We start from the raw sequence: 17,869 nt of genomic DNA on the forward strand, positions 1-17,869 counted from the left end.
GGACGTGCCGGAGGAATTTTCACTGGGCCTGGCTGAGGTCGACACGGCGGTCCGGCGTACCGGTCTCCCGGCGAACTGGCACCCGTTCGAAATCCGCAGCCCCGGCCGCACGCTGGCGGAGAACGAGCGCATCGCGGCCCTTTCGTGGGAGTCGATGCGGTCGCGGGGTCTCGCGGGTCCGGACAAGCTGGACATCGAGGTGGAGCAGACGCTCCGCGCGTGGACGCAGCCGGACGTGCTGGTCATCGTCCGCGCGGTGGAGGAGGGCCGCACGGTGTTCTACCGCGCGGCCATCGGCCACGGCTTGGGCGTGTTTTCGGAGCTGGCGGGCGAGGAGATCCTGTTCGCCCAGACCCGCCCGGACCGGCTGGCCGACCTGGTGGTCGGCATGCTCCCGGCGTACCGTCCGGTGCCGCTGGCGGAGCTGACGTTCATCGAGCCGGGCACCCGCCGCGACGCGGACGCGGCGACGGAGTTCTCAGCGTGGCCCCTGCACCGCTACGGCACGTTCGAGCTGTCGGTCCGCGCGTCGGACGTCCTCCGGCCGGCGGGCACGGTGACGTTCGTCGACAACGCGGGAGGCCGCTTCCTGATGTTCAGCGAGGCGCTACCGGGCGGCGAAACCCGCGTGACGTTCACCCCATCGGATGGTTCTCACCTGCGCACGTGGCTGTCGGAGCGTGGCCGGAACCACTGACGCGGCCGGTTCGTCACTAGTACAGTGCGAGAGGACCACGCAGGGTGGTGTCGACGACTGGGAGGGCGTCATGAGCGGTTCACAGTTCGGCGCACCGGGATCGTTCACACCCCCACCCACGGCGGGTGATGCGGGGACCAACTTCCTCTCCGGGCTGCTCGATGGACCCACCGACTCCGAGGCCGCAAAGCGGGTCTCCGAGGGTGGGAGCCACCTGAAAGACCTCGCCCAGAGTGGCCAGTTCGCGGTGAACGAAGAGGGGTTCCAGGCGTACATCAAGGCCTGCGACTTCTTCCTCGACGGCTACAACCGGATGATCCTTGACGTTCGCGAACTGTCAGCTCAGGCCAAGATGGGCGGCAGCGAGTACGCCAAGGCCGTCGCTGCTTTCAATGTGAAGGTTGCCGACGGCGATGAGCAATCGTTGATTCCCAATTTGCTCCGGATGCGCGACGGGGTCCAGCAAGCGCGCGAAGCGATGGTGATCGCACGCAAGAACTACCGCGAAACAGAGGATGCTCACAGCATGACTTTCAGTCAGCTCAACAAGGGGCTGCAAGAGCAGTGACCGTACGACGCGCCGCGGCCGCGCTCGCCGTGTCGGCACTCGCTTTGACCGCATGCACCAGCCAGGTGGGTGGTCAGGCCGCACCTAGCTCACAAGCGGCCGGATCGACCACTTCCACCGCGGAGAGCGCGACCACCGGCCCCGACGACCCGTTCTCCGGACTGAGTCCGTGCTCGATCATCGACCAAGCGCTCACCGGCCAGGGCTATCCCAAGGCCGAACCGCTGGTCGCGAATCCGGAGCACGGTTGCCGAACCACCAAGCCGACCTCCGGCAATACACCGGGTGTGGACATAGGGCTTTCCCTCGACTCGGGCCGGGGATACAAGGAAAACGTCGGCAACCCCAGCCAAGCGAGTGAAGGCAACGTCAACGGGCGACCTGCGGTCATGGAACGCGAACCGATGAACTCTCCCGGGCAATGTGATGTGTGGCTGGAAGTGAAGCCCAACTCTCGCGCCTTCGTGCTCCTGGCTTCGGGCTCGGATACCGCAAAGGCTTGCCAGCTGGTCGAAGAGGTCGCCGCGAAGATCGAACCCCTGCTGCCGAAGAACTGAGACGGAGTCCAGCCATGAGTCAGCCGCACCGGGCGCAGCATCGCCAGTCCGAGGGTGACTACTACGCGGAAACCGCACAGAAGCTCCACGGCCACGGCCAAGACGGTCAGCGGCTGACCGAGAAGGCCGCATCGGACTACTCCGTCGCGCAAGGAAAAGTCCTGCAGGCGGGCCAAAACCTCCGCGGCGACTCGCCGGCTCCGGGTGAGAACTACGCGAACAGCCCGCACGAAGTGCTGTACGACATGGTGCACAAAGATCTCGACATCGAGGGCATCAACGATCGCAGCCGCGTGGCTAACGTGTACGGCAACTGGCTCGCCGATGCCTCCAACCAGTTCCGCGACGCGGCGACGGCCGCCGGTGGTTCGTGGCAGGGTCCCGCCGCCGACCAGGCGAACGGCTTCTTCCAGAACACCGCGGGACACACGGAACAGACCGGCAACGCCATGCAGCTGGTCAGCAACCACTACTCCCAGCAGTCCGCCGCCGCGTCGTACGCCAAGAACAACATGCCCGAGCCCACCGGCTTCAACCAGCAAGCCGAGCTCGACAAGGCCAAGCAGCAGTACAACAACGGCGACCTCATCGGCATGAGCGGCACCATGGCCGGCATCCAGGCCAAGCAGCAGCAGGCCGACGCCGCGCACCAGCAAGCCGTGCAGGTGCTGCAGAACCTCGATGGCACCTACCACGAGACCGCCAGCTCCCAGCCCACCTACGCGCCGCCGCCGCAGCTCGGGGGGAACGACTCCACCTCCGTCTCCGGCTTCCACGGCACCAGCGGGACCAGCAGCACCTCCTTCACCGGCACCCCCACCATCGGCGGCGGGACCGTCACCGGGCCCGGCGGGACGAGCGGGACCTTCGTCCCCGGCGGCGGCACCACCCCGCCCGGCGTGACGCCGCCCGGCACCACGCCGCCGAACTTCGTGCAGCCCGGGGTCACCAGCGGTACCGGGAACTTCGGCGGGGGCAACACCGGCTTCCGCGGCACGCCCGCCCCGGGCGCCTTCCCCCGGATGACCCCGGACGGCATCGCCATGCCCGGGACGGCCGGCGGAACAGGCAGCTCGAGTGGAGACATCACCCGCGGCAAGTCCGGTGCCGGGCGCGCCGGGGCCGGGTTCGCCGGCTCGCGCGTCTCCGGGGGCGGCTACACCGGTTCCCCGAAGGAAGCGCCAGGCGAAGGCAAAGCCGCCGGAACAGGGAAAGCACCGGGTGAACGTCTCGAACGCGGGGCCACCGCCGCCGCGGCCGCGAAGGGCAAGGGCGCGGGTGCCGCCGGGGCCGCGGGTGCCGCCGGGAAGAAGAAGGAAGACGACCAGGAACACAAGAACAAGTACGCGGTCGACGAGGACGTCTTCGACCTCAAGCCCGAACGCGGCCCGGACGGCGAAAAGATCGTCAAGCCCACCATCGGGGAGTCGTAGGGGACAACCCCGGAATCTCCCTGAGAAAAGATCAACACACCCAGGTCGCGGGCTACATTGGGGACATGCGCTTCTTCGTCGTCGACGCCTTCACCGACCAGGCCTTCGCCGGGAACCCCGCCGGCGTCGTCCTCCTGGACGAACCCGCCGACCCCGCCTGGATGCAAGCCGTCGCCACCGAGATGAAGCACGCCGAGACCGCCTTCGTCGTCACGACGGCAGACGGCCCCAAGTCGCTCCGCTGGTTCACCCCCGCGGTCGAGGTCGCGCTGTGCGGCCACGCCACCGTCGCGGCCACCCACGTCCTCGGCGGCGAACAGACCTACACCACCAAAAGCGGCGAGCTGCGCGCCAAGGCCGACGGTGGCTGGGTCGAGCTGGACTTCCCGTCCGACCCACCGACCCCGACCGACGACGATCTGTCCGGAATCCTCCCCGGTGTCGAGATCGAGTACGTCGGACGCGGCGTCGAGAACCTCTTCGCCGTCCTCGCGGACGCCGACACGGTCAGGAACCTCGAACCCGACCTCGCGAAGCTCAAGGCGACCTGGACCGGACGCCTGCTGGTCACCGCGAAGGGCGAGGACTACGTGAGCCGCTTCTTCGCGCCGGGCGTCGGCATCGACGAAGACCCCGTCACCGGCTCGGCGCACTGCATCCTGTCGCCCTACTGGTCCGAAAAGTTCCAAAAGACCGAACTCACCGGCCACCAGGTTTCCGCCCGTGGCGGGGTCGTCAAGACCCGCCAGGACGGCGACCGCGTCCACCTCGCCGGCCAGGCCGTCACCGTCGTGACCGGGGAGCTGCACGTCTGATGCGCACGCTGCTGAACATCATCTGGCTCGTCCTGTGCGGCTTCTGGATGGCCCTGGGCTACCTGCTCGCGGGCGTGGTCTGCTGCGTCCTGATCATCACGATCCCGTTCGGGCTGGCGTCGTTCCGCATCGCCCGCTACGCGCTCTGGCCGTTCGGCCGCACGGTCGTGGAACGCCGCGACGCGGGCGCGGCGTCCTTCCTCGGCAACGTCATCTGGTTCCTCTTCGCCGGGCTCTGGCTGGCGATCGGGCACGTGTTCACGGGCATCGCGCTGTGCGTCACGATCATCGGCATCCCGCTGGGCGTGGCGAACTTCAAGATGATCCCGGTGTCCCTGATGCCGCTCGGCAAGGAGATCGTCGAGATCGCCTAGGACTCCGGCTCGTACGGCAGCTCCACGACCAGGCACGGCCCGCCGACGAACAGCCCGCCGTCGACGCCGAGGGCCTTCCCGCCCGCGTACAGGAACGGCCCCTCGATCTGCGTCGGGTGGATCCCCAGCTGGTCGGCGATGACGCTGTGCCCGTGCACGATCCGGGACCCGCCCAGCGCGTCCATCAGCTTCTGGGCGTTCTCCTCGCCGTCCGGGCCGCGGAACGCGTAGCGCGTCGTCATGCGGCGCCACACGTCCCACCACGCCTCGATGTCCGAGCCCGTCAGGATCTCCCCCGCCGCCTCGTTGATCTCCTCGACGGTCGAACCCCAGTCCAGGTACTCCAGCGTGTCGGAGTGCAGCAGCAAGTGGTCGGCCGCCACCGCCGCCAGCGGACGGCGGGAAAGCCACTCGATGTGCTCGGGCGTCAGCCGGTCCTGGTCCGACAGGAGCCCGCCGTTGATCTCCCAGCTGCGGGCGAAGCTGCGCGGGCCGAAGTCGGACGGCACCGGCTCGTCGCCGAAGTGGTACATCCCCAGTGCCAGGATCTCGTGGTTGCCCAGCAGCGTCTGCACCTGGCCGCCGGCGGCGGCGGCCTGCTCCTCCAGCCGCATGACCAGGTCGATCGCGCCGACGCCGTCCGGGCCGCGGTCGACGAAGTCGCCGAGGAACCACAGCTGGTCCTCCGCCCCCGACCAGTTGTCTTCGTCGTCGACCAGGCCTTCGGCGCGCAGTGCCTCGGCCAGTTCGTCACGGTGGCCGTGCACGTCGCCCACAACGTAGGTGGACTTGCTCATCCGGTGACGATAAGCCCTAGACGTGCCGGGCCCACCGTCAGCCTTCGCCGAACGGGTCCGCGGTTCGCCCGATCAGGTCGGCGATCGAGTCGAGCACCAGAGTGGGGCGGTACGGATAGCGTTCCGCCGACTCCCGGGTGGAGATGCCGGTGAGCACCAGGATCGTCTGCAGGCCAGCCTCGATGCCCGAGTGCACGTCGGTGTCCATCCGGTCACCGATCATCAGCGTCGACTCCGAATGCGCACCCAATCGGCGCAACGCCGAGCGCATCATCAGCGGGTTCGGCTTGCCGACGTAGTACGGCGAGCGCCCGGTGGCCTTCTCGATCAGCGCCGCGACGGACCCGGTGGCCGGCATCGAGCCCTCGACGCTCGGGCCGGTCGCGTCCGGGTTGGTCGCGATGAACTTCGCGCCGCCCTCGATGAGCCGGATCGCGCGCGTGATCGCGCTGAAGCTGTACGTGCGGGTCTCGCCCAGCACGACGTAGTCCGGGTCACGCTCGGTCAGCACGTAGCCGACCTCGTGCAGCGCCGTCGTGAGACCCGCTTCGCCGATCACGTACGCCGAGCCGTTCGGCCGCTGCGACGAGAGGAACTTCGCGGTCGCCAGCGCCGACGTCCAGATCGACTCCTCCGGGATGTCGAGCCCGGTGCGCTCCAGCCGGGCCCGCAGGTCGCGCGGGGTGTAGATCGAGTTGTTCGTCAGCACCAGGAAGTCGATGCCGTTCGCCTTCAGCTCGGCGAGGAACTCGTCGGCCCCGGGGACGAGGTGCTCCTCCTTGACGAGCACGCCGTCCATGTCGGAGAGATACGTCCACCGGCGTTCGTTCATGCGCGGAACCTATCACGCGCGCGAGACACCTGCGTTCTTCGCCGAAAAGGGCTACAGTGGGAATTGCCGGTATCGCGAGGGGAGTCGCGTACCCGGCCACCGAGGGGGTTCGGGGGAATTCTTTTCGACGTCACCGGCGTAATCGCCGGGGCGCAATTCGTCCTGCCCCCGAACATGAAGGGGGAAACCACATGACCGAAATCATCGAGCGGCCGGCCACGGCCACGCCCGCCACCGGGCCGAACTGGGGACTCACCAAGTTCCTCGACCCACTGCCGGTTCCGCCGGCACTCCGGCCCCGGAACCGGGAAACGATCACCATTCCCATGGTGACCCGCCAGCAGCGGCTGCACTCGCAATTGCCCGAAACCACGTTGTGGACGTACGCGGGTCATTTCCCGGGTCCGACGATCGAAGTGCGCAGCGGCAAGCAGCTACGGATTTCGTGGTCGAACGAAATCGACGGCGAGTTCCCGTTGGCCGCCGTTCAGGGCCCGGTGACGGACGCGCCGACCAGCCGTCCGGGCCGCGAGCTGGACAAGCCCGGCTACTCGGTCGTCGAGGGCGTCGCCGACCTGCCGGCGTGGACCGTCGTGCACCTCCACGGCGCGCGCACCAACGCGGGCAACGACGGCTGGGCGCACAACGCGGGCCTGAAGGGCACGTCGCAGCTGGCCGAGTACCAGAACCGGCAGCCGGCGATGCCGCTCTGGTACCACGACCACGCGATGGCGATCACGCGCTTCAACGTCCACACCGGCCTGGCCGGGATGTACCTGATCCGCGACGACGAGGAGGACGCGCTCGACCTCCCGCACGGCGACCGCGAGCTCCCGCTGATCATCACCGACCGCAACCTGGACACCGACGCGGCCGGCGCGCTCACCGGGCAGCTGCTGTTCAAGTTCCCGTACGTGCCGAACGGCCCGATGATCCCGTTCTCGGGTCCGTTCAACCTGGTCAACGGCGTGATCTGGCCGCACCTGGACGTCGACGCGAAGTGGTACCGCTTCCGGCTGCTCAACGCGGCCAACTCGCGGTTCTACACGCTCAACCTGGTCGACGAGAACAACGAGCCGGTCAACGACGCCGTCCGCCTGATCGGCACCGACGGCGGCCTGCTGCCCGCGCCCGCGGTGCTGCCGGCCGGCGGCCTGACCGTCGCTCCCGCCGAGCGGTTCGACGTGCTGATCGACTTCAGCCGCTTCAAGGGGCGGAAGCTCAAGCTGCGCAACGCCGACCCGCGGCTGGGCGTGGAGCCGGACCTCATGGAGTTCCGGGTCGACGGCCGCGCTAAGCACGACTCCTTCACGCTGCCGGAGCAGGTTTCGACGTCCTACCAGCGGCTGGTGCACGGCACGACGCTGCCGGAGGACCACGACCACGTCTGGATCGCGCTGCTGCTCAACAAGGACGGCCACCCGGAGATGTGGGACCTCGAGCAGGTCGAGGCGGACCCGGGCGGCGAGGGGATCATCCAGGTGCAGGACCCGGCCGGCGGGCTGAAGACGTTCCGGATGATCGGGCGGCTCTTCGACGACACGACCGGCATCTTCATCGACCACGACCGGTGGGCGGTGTGGAACATCCTGCACGTCGCGAACGGCGGGCCCGCGCACCCGGTCCACATCCACCTGACGGAGTTCCAGGCGCTGTTCCGGCGGCGCTTCACGACGACGTTCGACCAGGCCACCGAGCGGACGACGGCGCCGCTCAGCGGGTTCACCGACGTCCCGCTGGAGAAGTACGAGGAGGGCTGGAAGGACACGATCATCGTGAACCCTGGCCAGTGGGTGAGCGTGGCCGGGCAGTTCGGCGGCGGCACCGGCGAGTTCATGTACCACTGCCACATCCTCGACCACGAAGACGAGGGCATGATGCGGCCGTTCGTGGTGCACCCGCCGGAGGTGGCGAAGTTCCACGTCCACCCGGGCGGCCACCACCACTGACCTCGGCCCCAGCGCCCCAATGTGGCCTTGGTTGCGTCAGACGCACCCAAGGCCGCCTTGGGTGCGTCTGACGCACCGAAGGCCACATTGGGGCGCTTCAGGCGGGCTGCCAGAGTTCGATGCGGTTGCCTTCCGGATCGGTGACCCAGCCGAAGCGGCCGACGCCGGCCAGGTCCTGGGTCTCCTCGGCCACTTCCGCACCCTTCTCGCGGAGCTGGGCGAGCATCGCGTCGAGGTCGCGGACCCGGAAGTTGAGCATGGTCTGCTGGGAACGGGCTCCGAAGTAGTCGGTCCCGGCCTCGAACGGCGCGAACACCGTGGGCCCGGACTCCTGCTGCCACACACCGTGCTCGTCGGCGCCGAGGCCGAGGGCGTCCCGGTACCAGGCGCCCAGTGCCGCCGGGTCCGCCGCGCGGATGAAGTACCCACCGATGCCGAGCACGCGTTCCATGCCGCGATCCTGCCAGCGGGGCGGGGAGTCCGGGGCCGCCGACACGCGGACGGCCCCGGACCCGCCGCTACCCGACGATGTCGACCTCGAAGGGGTCGGCCGAGCTGTAGTTGATGTCGGCCCACACCGCGCCCGGCAGGTCGTAGCGCCGGTGGGACGTCAGCTTGTTGTTGTAGCCCGCGACCTGCGTGGGGTTGTGGCCGACGCCCTGGTGGTCGTTGCCCCAGGCGAAGATGTCGCCGACCCACATCGGCTTCGAAAACCCGTCACCGCCGAGCCGCGGGCGGATGATGACCGCCGCGCCGGGGCTGCCGGACAAGAACACGCGCACCGTGTTCTGGTTGGCGTTGGGCGGGGTGACGGTGATGCGCTCCATGATCTCCACTCCAGTCGAGGCGGATCCGTTTCCGTCCACACCGGGCCAGTAGTCGGCGACGGACGAGACGTCGTAACCCGGGGCGACGTCCCCGCGGTACTGCTTGGCGATCGCCCCGTCGGGGATCGCGGGATCCCCGTTGTAGTGGGCGATCCAGTAGTGCGGCTCGGCGACGCCGGCCGACGAGAACGCCGAGCGTACCGAGGGCCAGGTCGAAAGGTTGCAGTAGATCGTGGGGTCCGCGCCGGCCGCCCGGCGCATCCGGACCCAGCCCGGCGCTTCGGCCGGGGTGGCGTCGCCGGGTTCGACGTCCAGGACGTGGCCGTCGTTCGTGCTCGCCTTCTTGACGATCGTGACCTTGACCGCGTTGGGGAAACGTGCCCAGTCGGCGGCCGACCAGGGTTCCAGTTTGATCTTGTCGATGTATCCCGCGACCATCTCCGCGCCGGCGGGGATGTTCGCGGCCGTGACCGCGTCGTACATCGTGCGCACGGGTTGCGTCTCCGTTCGGTGCCGTTCGCCGTTTCGGGGACAGCGAAATCGTCTCCGCGACTCGCCATCGTGCTGTTACCCATGTGGGACGGGCGTCAAGCGCAAATGTTACGCAGTTCCGGACCGTCACCGAGACGGCCGCACCGCGCAATTCCTTCACCACGGGATCACGCGGCGATGGTGACTTTCCGCTATCGGGTCTGGCTTCCCGCTCACCCGGCTGGCAAGCTGCCAGGACTTCACGACGGAAGGTACGTGCATGGCGGCACACCCGGCGCGATCCCGGCGCATCGACGCGCGGGTCGTCGTCCTGAGCGTGCTGCTCGTGGTCGCCCTGCTCGCCTGGGCCGGCGTCGACTACCTGCGCGACCGCCTCGCCGCCGGCGGCTGCGACACCACCACGCCGGTCCACATCACCGCGGCGCCGGACGTCGCGCCGGTGCTCACCACGCTCGCCCGGACCGTGCCGGCGCCGGACTGCTACACCGTCGAGGTCACGGCGGCCGCGTCGGCGGCCACCGCGGCGGCGCTGGAAACCAACGGAGCGAACGGTCCCGACGTCTGGGTGCCGGAGTCGAGCAGCCGGCTGCTGCAGGCCCGCGACGGCGGCGCGTGGAACCTGCCCGAGTCCGGCCAGTCGGTGGCGAGCTCGCCGGTCGTGCTGGCCCTGACCGACGAGGTCGCGAAACAGGCCGGCTGGCCGGGAAAGTCACCGTCCTGGTCGGACGTCCTCGCGGGAAGCCCGGTCGGGCTGCCCGACCCGAGCCGCGACCCGGCCGGCATCGCCGCGCTGATCGGCCTGCAGCAGGTGACCAAGGACGCGCCCGACCCCGCCGCGGCGTTCACCGAGGAGATCCGCAAGCTCTCCGCGGTCAAGGAACCCTTCACCGCGTCGCCGGCGTCGGAACAGTCCGTGCTGGCGCGCGAGCTCGTCGCCGCGTACCCGGCGGCCGGCGTGCCCAGCCTCGACTACCCGTACGTCGTGCTTCCGCGCGCGTCGGAGGCTTCGCGGTCGGCGGCCGAGCGGTTCCTGCGGCTGCTGCTCGACCAGACCGCCACGAAGACGTTCGCCGACGCCGGATTCCGGACGCCGTCCGGGCAGCTGCTCGGCGACCGGCCGCGCGACACCCGCACGGACGCCGCGCCGCGCCCGGCCGGGCCGCCCGCGCCGGACGCGATGTACGGCGTGCTGCAGGCGTGGGCCGGGGCGAACCTCAGCGCCCGCGTCCAGGTCCTGCTCGACGTCTCCGGCTCGATGGCCGCCACCGTCCCCGGTACCGGCCGGAGCCGGATGGCGCTCACCCTGGAAGCCGCGACGCAGGGTCTCGGGTTGTTCAAGCCGACGACGGAAATCGGCCTGTGGTTGTTTTCCACCAAGCTCGACGGCGCCAAGGACTACCGGGAACTGCTGCCAATGCGGTCGATCGCGGAACAGCTCGCCGGTGGCGGGGTGGCGACGCTGCAGGCGGTCAAGCCGAAGGCCGGCGGCGCGACCGGGCTGTACGACTCGATCCTCGCCGCGTACCAGAACGCGCGGCAGAACTGGCAGCTCGGCCGGATCAACGTCGTCGTCGTGCTGACCGACGGCCGCAACGAGGACAGCGACTCCGTCGGGCTGCCCGGCCTGCTCGCGGAGCTGGCCCGGCTGCAGGACCCGCGGAAACCGTTGCCGGTGATCGGGATCGGCATCGGCCCCGACATCGACGCGAGCGAGCTGAAGCAGGTCTCGGCCGCCACCGGCGGCGAGTCGTTCACCACGCCGGACCCGCGCAAGATCTCCGACGTCTTCTACCAGGCGCTGAGCACGCTCATGTGCCAGCCGCCGGCCTGCAAGAAGTGAGGAACCCGTGCTGCAGCTGACGGAAAAGCCGGCGCCGCGGGCGCTCCGGAGACCCACGGCCCTGGTGCTGACGGCGTTCGTCGCCGGCATCGTGCCGTTCGCGTTCCACGCCTGGGCGGCGCTGCACGGGAGTTTCTCGCAGGACGACTTCATCATGACCTACCGGGCCGCCGTGGCCGGGCCGTTCGACCTCGGGTTCCTGTTCCAGGACTACCACGGGCACCTGAGCCCCGGCGGGTTCTTCGTCGTGGCGGTGCTGACGTGGTCGGCGCCGCTGAACTTCCCGCTGCTCGTGGCGCCGCTGCTGCTGATGCGGGCGGTCGCGACCGTGCTGTTCTGGTGCCTGCTCGTGCGCTGCTTCGGCCGCCGCTGGGCGATCCTGGTGCCGTTCACCGTCTTCACGGCCTCGACGCTGCTGCTGGTCCCGACGCTGTGGTGGGCCTACGGGATCCAGATCGTCCCGGTGGTGCTCGCGGCCGTCGGGGCGTTGTACTGGCACGTCCGCTACCTGCGCGAGGGCGGCCGGTGGTGGATCGGCACGTTCGCCTGGACGCTCTTCGGTTTCGCGTTCTACGAAAAGGCCGTCGTGGTCCCGGTGCTGCTCGCCGGGGTGACCGTCCTGCTCGGACAGTCCTTCCGGGAGCGGTGGCGCTACTGGGCGGGGCACGTGGCGCTGCTCGTCGCGTTCGCCGCGACCTACCTCGCCCTGACGTCGAGCCAGGTGGCCGCCGGCGGTCCGCCGATGACCGCCGGGACCGTCGCCGACCTGACCGGCCGGATGCTCGGTGACACCTTCCTGCCCGGGCTGGCCGGCGGGCCGTGGTCCGGGCCGGGCCCGGGCGCGACCTGGGCGCCGTCGCCGTTCGCGGTCGTGGTCGTGCTGTTCGCCGCGGCACTGGCGCTGCTGGCCGGCGGCGTGCGCGCGGGCGGACGCCGGGCTTGGCGGGCGTGGGCGCTGCTCGGGCTGCTCTTCGCCGTGGACGTCGGGCTGCTGGCGTCGACGCGGCTGCGCGAAGTCGGCCCGGCCGCCGGCGACGATCCGAGGTACCTGGCCGAACTGGCGCTCGTGGCCGCCCTTTGCGGAGCGTTCGCGTTTCTGCCGCCCGGCGAAATTGGCCCGTCCGGCGGTAAGCGTGAACAGCCGATCGCGCTAGCCGTGTGCGTGCTTTTGCTCGTCAGTTCCGCGGTGGGATTTTCGCGGCTCGCGCCGGCGCTGCGGTTCGGCCATTCCGCGCAGTACCTCGGAAACGTGCGGGCGGCCGTCGCCGAGGACCCGGATCTGGTCTTCTACGACACGTTCGTGCCGTCCGATGTGGTCCACGAGTGGTTCGGCGCGGATTCGCAGGCGTCCCGGGTGGCCGGCCTGGTGCCCGGCACGCACTTCGACCAGCCGACGAACCGGATGCACCTGCTCGACGCCACCGGCACGCCGCACCCGATCACCGGGGTGGCCGCGGAATCCCGTGGGGTGCCGGGGCCGGTGCCGAACTGCGGGTACACGGTCGGCCAGACCCAGGTGCGCGTCCCGCTCGACACACCGGTGCTGGGGCGGCACCTGCTGAAGATCGACTACTTCACCTCCGACGGCGGCGAAGGCCTGGTGGACCGGACGCCGGTGTGGTTCCAGGCCGGGCTGCACTCGCTGTACCTGCCGGTGGACGGCCTCTTCGACCACATCGGCCTGCAGCTGTCGAGCGCGGGCGCGCCGGTGTGCGTCGCGAAGGTCGAGATCGGGAAGCCGGTGACCGGGTAGGAGTTCAGTAGGGGTCGTACGGGCTGTCGTGGCCGAAGAGCCGCGCGACCGGCCGCAGCCGCAGGCGCAGCAGCACCTTGATCCCGACGTTGCGCACGAACCACGGCAGCTGCGCCAGCACGCGCACGCGGTCCGCCGTGGACGGTGGCGACAACCGGAACCGCGCCAGCGACGTCGCCCGGTCCACGTAGGTGTACCGGCGTCCGAAGAGGACCTTCGCGATCGTGCCGAGCGTGACGCCGATCGAGGAAAAGCAGTCGTGGACCAGGATTTCCGCGTCCGGCGGCAGGTGTGCCGACCAGCGCAGGTCGTCGGTGTAGGTCCAGTAGTCGTGCTTGCCGTCGATGTAAAGCAGCTGTAGGGGCCGGTCCCAGTCAGGGCGCAGTTCCGTGCTGTAACCGGCGACGAGCTCGACGACGTCGTCCAGCCCGGCCTGGCGGATGTGGCGTTCGAACAGCTGGCGCGTCGGCGATCCGCCGAACAGGCGGCCGTCCACGAAGGGGTCGACGGCGATCACCGTGGCGCCGACCGTGCGGGCCGCGGCGCCGAGGACGATCGTGGATCTGCCCTGGTGGCTGCCGATTTCCAGGATGACGTCGCCCTTCTCGAGGCGGCACGCGGCGTTCCACAGCGCTTCGCCCTGCGCGCGCGTCATCCAGCCCTTGACCGGTTCGGCCAAAGCCCAGGCGTCTTCGAACGAGATGGCGCACCTGCCAGGAGTTCGGGGGACCGGGAGAAAATCGTCGGCACATCGTAGCCAGGTTTCGGCCTAGTATCTACCGGATGGTAACCGCCACCCGCGAACGGTCCCGGGACGACGCCCCGCCCTCCGGCGGCGCCCGGAAGTTCTCGGTGGGCGCGTTCTTCCGCCGGCCCAGCACGTGGATCGTGCTGGCGCTGACCACGTTGTCGTTCCTGCAGATGCCGGGGAAGACGACCTTCGACACGAAGCTCGACCTCGCCGTCGACCCGCTCGCCTTCCTCGGCCGCGCGCTGCACCTGTGGAACCCGCAAGCCACGGCGGGGGAGCTGCAGAACCAGGCGTACGGCTACCTCTTCCCGATGGGCCCGTTCTTCGCGCTGTGCCAGGCCACCGGGATGCCGGCGTGGGTCGCGCAGCGGCTGTGGGGGGCGGTCCTGCTCTCGGCCGCGTTCGGCGGCGCCCTGCTGCTGGCGCGGGCGATGAGGCTCGGCACCGAACGCACGCGGCTGATCGGCGCGCTCGGGTACGCGCTCGCGCCGCGCATGCTGACCGAAATCGGCGGTCTGTCCGCGGAGATGCTGCCCGCGGTACTGCTCCCGTGGGTGCTGGTGCCGCTGGTCCGGGCCGGGACGATCGGCTCGCCGCGGCGAGCCGCCGGGCTGTCCGCCGTCGCCGTGCTGTGCATGGGCGGGGTCAACGGCGCGATGGTCGTGATGGCGCTCGTCCTGCCGGGACTGTGGCTGCTGACGCGCAAGTGGACGCGTCACCACGTCGAACTGGTCCTGTGGTGGTTCGTCTTCGTCGTCGGCGCGACGCTGTGGTGGATCCTGCCGCTGCTGCTGCTCGGCGAATACAGCCTGCCGTTCCTGGACTACATCGAGTCCGCGACGAACACGACCGCTCCCATGTCGCTGTTCGAAGTGCTGCGCGGGACCAACCAGTGGGTCGCCTACGTCGTGCAGGGCACGCCGTGGTGGCCGGGCGGCTGGTCGCTGATCGACAACCCCATTCTGATGCTCGCGACCGGGCTCGTCGCCGGCGTCGGCCTGCTCGGGCTGACCCGGCGCGGCCTGCCGGAGCGGCGGTTCCTGGTGCTGGGCGTCCTCACCGGCCTGACGCTGCTGACCATCGGCTACGTCGGCACGCTCGACAGCCCGCTGGCCGAACAGGTCCGGCACCTGCTCGACGGGCCGCTCGCCCCGCTGCGCAACGTGCACAAGTTCGAGCCGGTGCTGCGGCTGCCGCTGATGCTGGCGTTCGTGCACGGCATCTCGAGCCCGGTCCGGGTGAAGTCCGCGCGCCGGTTCGTGCGGCCCGCGCTGGGCCTGCTGCTGGTGCTGGTGATGGCCGCGCCCGCGTGGCTGCTGAACCTGCGGTCCGGGCCGGGCTGGGACGAGGTGCCCGGCTACTGGTACGACGCGATGGGGTACGTCGCCAAGGCCGACCCGAACGCCCGGACGCTGCTGCTGCCGGCCACCGGGTTCGGAGAGTACGACTGGGGCCGCACGGTCGACGAGCCCGCGCAGGCGATCGCGAAGAGCCCGTGGGCGGTGCGCAACCAGGTGCCGCTCGGGTCGGAGGGCAACACGCGGCTGATGGACTCGGTCGACGCGGCGCTCGCCGACGGCCGCGGCGACCCCGGGCTCGCGGCGTTGCTCGCGCGGTCCGGGTACCGGTTCCTGCTGTTGCGCAACGACATCGACCGGGAGCGGAACACGGCTCCACCGGTCGCGACGCTGCGGGCCGGGCTGGCCGGCTCGCCCGGCATCGGCAAGGCGGCGGAGTTCGGGCCGCTCGAGATCTACGAGGTTCGCCACCAGGTGCCGCTGGCCACCGCGACGTCCACAAAGGACGTTCCGACGGTGAGCGGCGGCCCGGAGAACCTGCTCCCGCTGATCGACTCCGGCCAGCTCGACCCGGCGACGCCGACCGTGCTGACCGGCGACGGCGGCTCGCCCGGCGGACCGCGGCTGGTGACCGACGGCCTGCGCCGCGCCGAGCGGAACGTCGGCGGCGTGCGGGACAACCTCAGCCAGACCCTGACCGCCGGGGAGGCGTTCCGCCAGCAGCGCGCCGCGGGTGACCTGCTGCCGTTCCCGGGCGAGGAGCACCAGACCGTCGCCGCCTACCGGGGCATCCGCGCGGTGACGGCGTCGACGGCCGCGTCGTTCGCCGACGCGTTCGGCGGGTCCGACCCGGGCCACCAGCCGTTCGCCGCGATCGACGGCGACCCGCGCACGGCGTGGCACTCGTCGTCGTTCACCGGGCCGGTCGGCCAGTGGCTCGAGGTGGAGCTGGACACCCCGCGGCTGGTGAACTCGGTGGACCTGCAGATGGTGGACGACCTGCGGGTGGGCTGGCCACCGACCCGGATCCGCGTCACCACCGACAACGGCTCGGTCGACCAGCAGGTGATCCGCGGCGCGGGGTCGCACACCTACTCCGTCATGGCCGGGGTCACCCGCAAGGTGCGCGTCACGCTGCTGTCGCTGGTGGTCGGGCGGCAGGACGGGAACGTCGGCATCGCGGAGCTGAAGATCCCCGGCACCGAGCCCCAGCGCGCGCTGGAAGTCCCGGCCGACCTGCCCGCCGGGCCGGCGCCCGGGTTCGCGTTCACGCGCGGCGCCCAGCCGCGGTACGCCTGCCTGCCTTCGGCCGGCGCGGTGCGGTGCGACGCGTCCGCCGCGCGGGACGGCGAGGAGCCCGACGGCATCCGGCGGCTGTTCAGCACTCCCGCCGAGCAGACGTTCCTCGTCGGCGGCTCGGTGCTGCCCGCGGGCGGCGGCAAGAACCCGGTGCAGCTGCCGGGGGTCACGGTGGCGTCGTCGTCGCAGCTGGCCGGCGACCCGGCGGCGGGCGGCTTCGCGGCGGTCGACGGCGACGCGGGCACGACGTGGCGTCCCGACGCCACCGACCTGCGTCCGGCGCTGACGCTCGGCTGGAGCGGGACGAAGCGGATTTCCGGGCTGCACATCGGGGTTTCGCCCGCGAGCGGGGCGCAGATCCCGCGTCAGGTCGAGCTGGTGGGTCGCGCCGGGTCGCGCTCGGTGCAGCTCGACGCGGGCGGGTCGGCGTCCTTCGAACCCCTGGACACCGACCAGCTGCAGGTCGTGCTGCCCGGGGACGACGACGACCCCGCGGCCCGTTCGGCGGTGGGGATCGGCAGCCTGGAGCTGTCCGGCACCGACGGGCTCCTGCCCGGCCCGGACCCGGCGTTCACGGTGCCGTGCGGCTCGGGACCGAACGTCCACCTCGACGGGCTCGACTACCGGACGTCGGTGCAGGGGACGCTGGCCGACATCACCGCGCACCGGCTCCTGGAGCTGCGGATGTGCCGGGATTCGGAGGGCGGGATCTCGCTGCCGTCCGGCGGGCACGAGCTGCGGACGGACCGGTCGGAGTCGTTCGTCGTCCAGGACCTGTGGTTGCGTCCTTCGGTGTCCTCCTCGCCGCCGATGCGCCGCGCGGTGCAGGTGGAGAAGTGGGAGGCGGCGTCGCGCTCGGTGAAGGTGGCGCCGGGCGCGGAGGCGGTGCTGGCGGTCCCGGAGAACGCGAACGCGGGCTGGGTGGCCACTTTGGACGGACGCGAGCTGGCCCGCACCCGCGTCGACGGCTGGCAGCAGGCGTGGATCGTCCCGGCCGGCGCGGGCGGAGTGGTGTCGCTCGCGTTCACGCCGGACTCTGCGTACCGGACGTCGTTGCTGATCGGCGCGTTCGCGGTGGTGCTGATGCTGGCGGGAGTCTTCTGGCCGGCCCGGCGGCGGTCGTTCCCCGTGCTGCCCGGGGGTGCGCTGGTGCCGGTGGCGCTGATCGTGCTGCTGGTGGCGCTGGGCGGGATGCTGCCGGTGGTGCTGCTGATCGCGTGCCTGCTGGCCCGGCAGTTCCGGGACAGCGCCCCGCGGTACCTGGCGTTCGGCGGCATGGCCGTGGCGTCGGGGGTATCGGTGACGGGCCGCATCCTCGGCCACGGCCAGGAGTGGGCGTACGGCCCGGTGACCCAGGCGGCATTGCTGTTGGCGGCGGCCGCGATGGTGGCGACGTGCGTGGACTGGTTCACCCGCAAGGAGAACCCCACCGAACCGGCCGCGTGATCGAGGCCGCAACTCGCGTGATCGAGGCCGCAACTCGCGTGATCGGGGACGTAACTCACGAGTTCCGGCTTCAATCACGCGAGTTACGGGCTCAGTCACGCCGGTTCCGGTTCCCATCACGCCGGTTCCGGCCTGAACCAC

The 17,869-nt window shown here is 70.6% G+C and carries 15 protein-coding genes; 10 read left to right on the forward strand and 5 right to left on the reverse strand.

Translation table 11 applies throughout. The features are described from left to right. Positions 1-4: 4 nt before the first annotated feature. The 6 genes from AB0M83_RS14190 (at position 5) to AB0M83_RS14215 (ending at position 4,444) form a co-directional block, all read left to right on the forward strand. The gene (locus AB0M83_RS14190) at positions 5-697 is read left to right on the forward strand and encodes an ESX secretion-associated protein EspG (protein ID WP_364516869.1); all 693 of its coding nucleotides are present in this window, start codon (positions 5-7) and stop codon (positions 695-697) included. 70 nt (positions 698-767) lie between these two features. Beyond that, a complete protein-coding gene (locus tag AB0M83_RS14195) occupies positions 768-1,265 on the forward strand; it encodes a hypothetical protein (RefSeq protein WP_364516871.1) in 498 nt (165 codons plus the stop codon). Then, a complete protein-coding gene (locus tag AB0M83_RS14200) occupies positions 1,262-1,822 on the forward strand; it encodes a DUF3558 family protein (RefSeq protein WP_364516872.1) in 561 nt (186 codons plus the stop codon). The genes AB0M83_RS14195 and AB0M83_RS14200 overlap by 4 nt, the downstream gene beginning before the upstream one ends. A 14-nt stretch (positions 1,823-1,836) precedes the next feature. After that, positions 1,837-3,255: a hypothetical protein gene (locus AB0M83_RS14205; RefSeq protein ID WP_364516874.1), complete on the forward strand. Its 1,419-nt coding sequence runs from the start codon at positions 1,837-1,839 to the stop codon at positions 3,253-3,255. 65 nt (positions 3,256-3,320) lie between these two features. Further along, positions 3,321-4,070: a PhzF family phenazine biosynthesis protein gene (locus AB0M83_RS14210; RefSeq protein WP_364516876.1), complete on the forward strand. Its 750-nt coding sequence runs from the start codon at positions 3,321-3,323 to the stop codon at positions 4,068-4,070. After that, positions 4,070-4,444: a YccF domain-containing protein gene (locus AB0M83_RS14215; RefSeq protein WP_364516878.1), complete on the forward strand. Its 375-nt coding sequence runs from the start codon at positions 4,070-4,072 to the stop codon at positions 4,442-4,444. Before AB0M83_RS14210 ends, AB0M83_RS14215 begins: the two co-directional genes overlap by 1 nt. Here the strand turns inward: AB0M83_RS14215 and AB0M83_RS14220 are convergent. After that, positions 4,441-5,241 (reverse strand): metallophosphoesterase, encoded by an 801-nt coding sequence (locus AB0M83_RS14220; protein WP_364516880.1) that lies wholly within the window; start codon positions 5,239-5,241, stop codon positions 4,441-4,443. The two genes, AB0M83_RS14215 and AB0M83_RS14220, sit on opposite strands and share 4 nt — an antisense overlap. Positions 5,242-5,278: 37 nt before the next feature. Then, on the reverse strand, positions 5,279-6,073 hold the full coding sequence (locus AB0M83_RS14225; protein WP_364516882.1) for an HAD-IIA family hydrolase: 795 nt from the start codon (positions 6,071-6,073) through the stop codon (positions 5,279-5,281). A gap of 191 nt (positions 6,074-6,264) precedes the next feature. Here AB0M83_RS14225 and AB0M83_RS14230 point away from each other — a divergent pair, with 191 nt between their 5' ends. Beyond that, positions 6,265-8,022 carry a multicopper oxidase domain-containing protein gene (locus AB0M83_RS14230; protein WP_364516884.1) on the forward strand — a complete coding sequence of 586 codons (1,758 nt, stop codon included), beginning with the start codon at positions 6,265-6,267 and terminating at the stop codon, positions 8,020-8,022. A 97-nt stretch (positions 8,023-8,119) separates the two neighbouring features. Here the strand turns inward: AB0M83_RS14230 and AB0M83_RS14235 are convergent, their stop codons facing one another. After that, entirely contained in the window at positions 8,120-8,473 is a 354-nt protein-coding gene (locus tag AB0M83_RS14235) for a VOC family protein (protein ID WP_364516886.1), read from the reverse strand. A 67-nt stretch (positions 8,474-8,540) separates the two neighbouring features. Then, positions 8,541-9,341 carry a hypothetical protein gene (locus tag AB0M83_RS14240; RefSeq protein WP_364516888.1) on the reverse strand — a complete coding sequence of 267 codons (801 nt, stop codon included), beginning with the start codon at positions 9,339-9,341 and terminating at the stop codon, positions 8,541-8,543. A 259-nt stretch (positions 9,342-9,600) separates the two neighbouring features. Between AB0M83_RS14240 and AB0M83_RS14245 the strand changes: the two genes are divergently transcribed. Next, complete coding sequence (locus AB0M83_RS14245; RefSeq protein ID WP_364516890.1) at positions 9,601-11,181, forward strand: substrate-binding domain-containing protein; 1,581 nt, start codon at positions 9,601-9,603, stop codon at positions 11,179-11,181. A gap of 7 nt (positions 11,182-11,188) precedes the next feature. After that, a complete protein-coding gene (locus AB0M83_RS14250; RefSeq protein WP_364516892.1) occupies positions 11,189-12,934 on the forward strand; it encodes a hypothetical protein in 1,746 nt (581 codons plus the stop codon). Between the two features lie 4 nt (positions 12,935-12,938). Here AB0M83_RS14250 and AB0M83_RS14255 read toward each other — a convergent pair whose 3' ends face one another. Next, positions 12,939-13,613, reverse strand: a complete 675-nt coding sequence (locus AB0M83_RS14255; RefSeq protein ID WP_364516893.1) for a class I SAM-dependent methyltransferase — start codon at positions 13,611-13,613, stop codon at positions 12,939-12,941. 104 nt (positions 13,614-13,717) lie between these two features. Here AB0M83_RS14255 and AB0M83_RS14260 point away from each other — a divergent pair, with 104 nt between their 5' ends. Next, positions 13,718-17,728 (forward strand): alpha-(1->3)-arabinofuranosyltransferase, encoded by a 4,011-nt coding sequence (locus AB0M83_RS14260; RefSeq protein WP_364516895.1) that lies wholly within the window; start codon positions 13,718-13,720, stop codon positions 17,726-17,728. Positions 17,729-17,869: the final 141 nt, after the last annotated feature.

Source organism: Amycolatopsis sp. NPDC051106, from assembly GCF_040682775.1.
In the GTDB taxonomy this organism is placed as follows: Bacteria; Actinomycetota; Actinomycetes; order Mycobacteriales; family Pseudonocardiaceae; genus Amycolatopsis.

Excerpts from the sequence above, each read along its gene's own strand:
- AB0M83_RS14195 (WP_364516871.1), top strand. The coding sequence starts at position 768 with ATGAGCGGTTCACAGTTCGGCGCACCGGGATCGTTCACACCCCCACCC.
- AB0M83_RS14205 (WP_364516874.1), top strand. The coding sequence starts at position 1,837 with ATGAGTCAGCCGCACCGGGCGCAGCATCGCCAGTCCGAGGGTGACTAC.
- AB0M83_RS14210 (WP_364516876.1), top strand. The coding sequence starts at position 3,321 with ATGCGCTTCTTCGTCGTCGACGCCTTCACCGACCAGGCCTTCGCCGGG.
- AB0M83_RS14215 (WP_364516878.1), top strand. The coding sequence starts at position 4,070 with ATGCGCACGCTGCTGAACATCATCTGGCTCGTCCTGTGCGGCTTCTGG.
- AB0M83_RS14220 (WP_364516880.1), bottom strand. The coding sequence starts at position 5,241 with ATGAGCAAGTCCACCTACGTTGTGGGCGACGTGCACGGCCACCGTGAC.
- AB0M83_RS14225 (WP_364516882.1), bottom strand. The coding sequence starts at position 6,073 with ATGAACGAACGCCGGTGGACGTATCTCTCCGACATGGACGGCGTGCTC.
- AB0M83_RS14230 (WP_364516884.1), top strand. The coding sequence starts at position 6,265 with ATGACCGAAATCATCGAGCGGCCGGCCACGGCCACGCCCGCCACCGGG.
- AB0M83_RS14235 (WP_364516886.1), bottom strand. The coding sequence starts at position 8,473 with ATGGAACGCGTGCTCGGCATCGGTGGGTACTTCATCCGCGCGGCGGAC.
- AB0M83_RS14245 (WP_364516890.1), top strand. The coding sequence starts at position 9,601 with ATGGCGGCACACCCGGCGCGATCCCGGCGCATCGACGCGCGGGTCGTC.
- AB0M83_RS14260 (WP_364516895.1), top strand. The coding sequence starts at position 13,718 with ATGGTAACCGCCACCCGCGAACGGTCCCGGGACGACGCCCCGCCCTCC.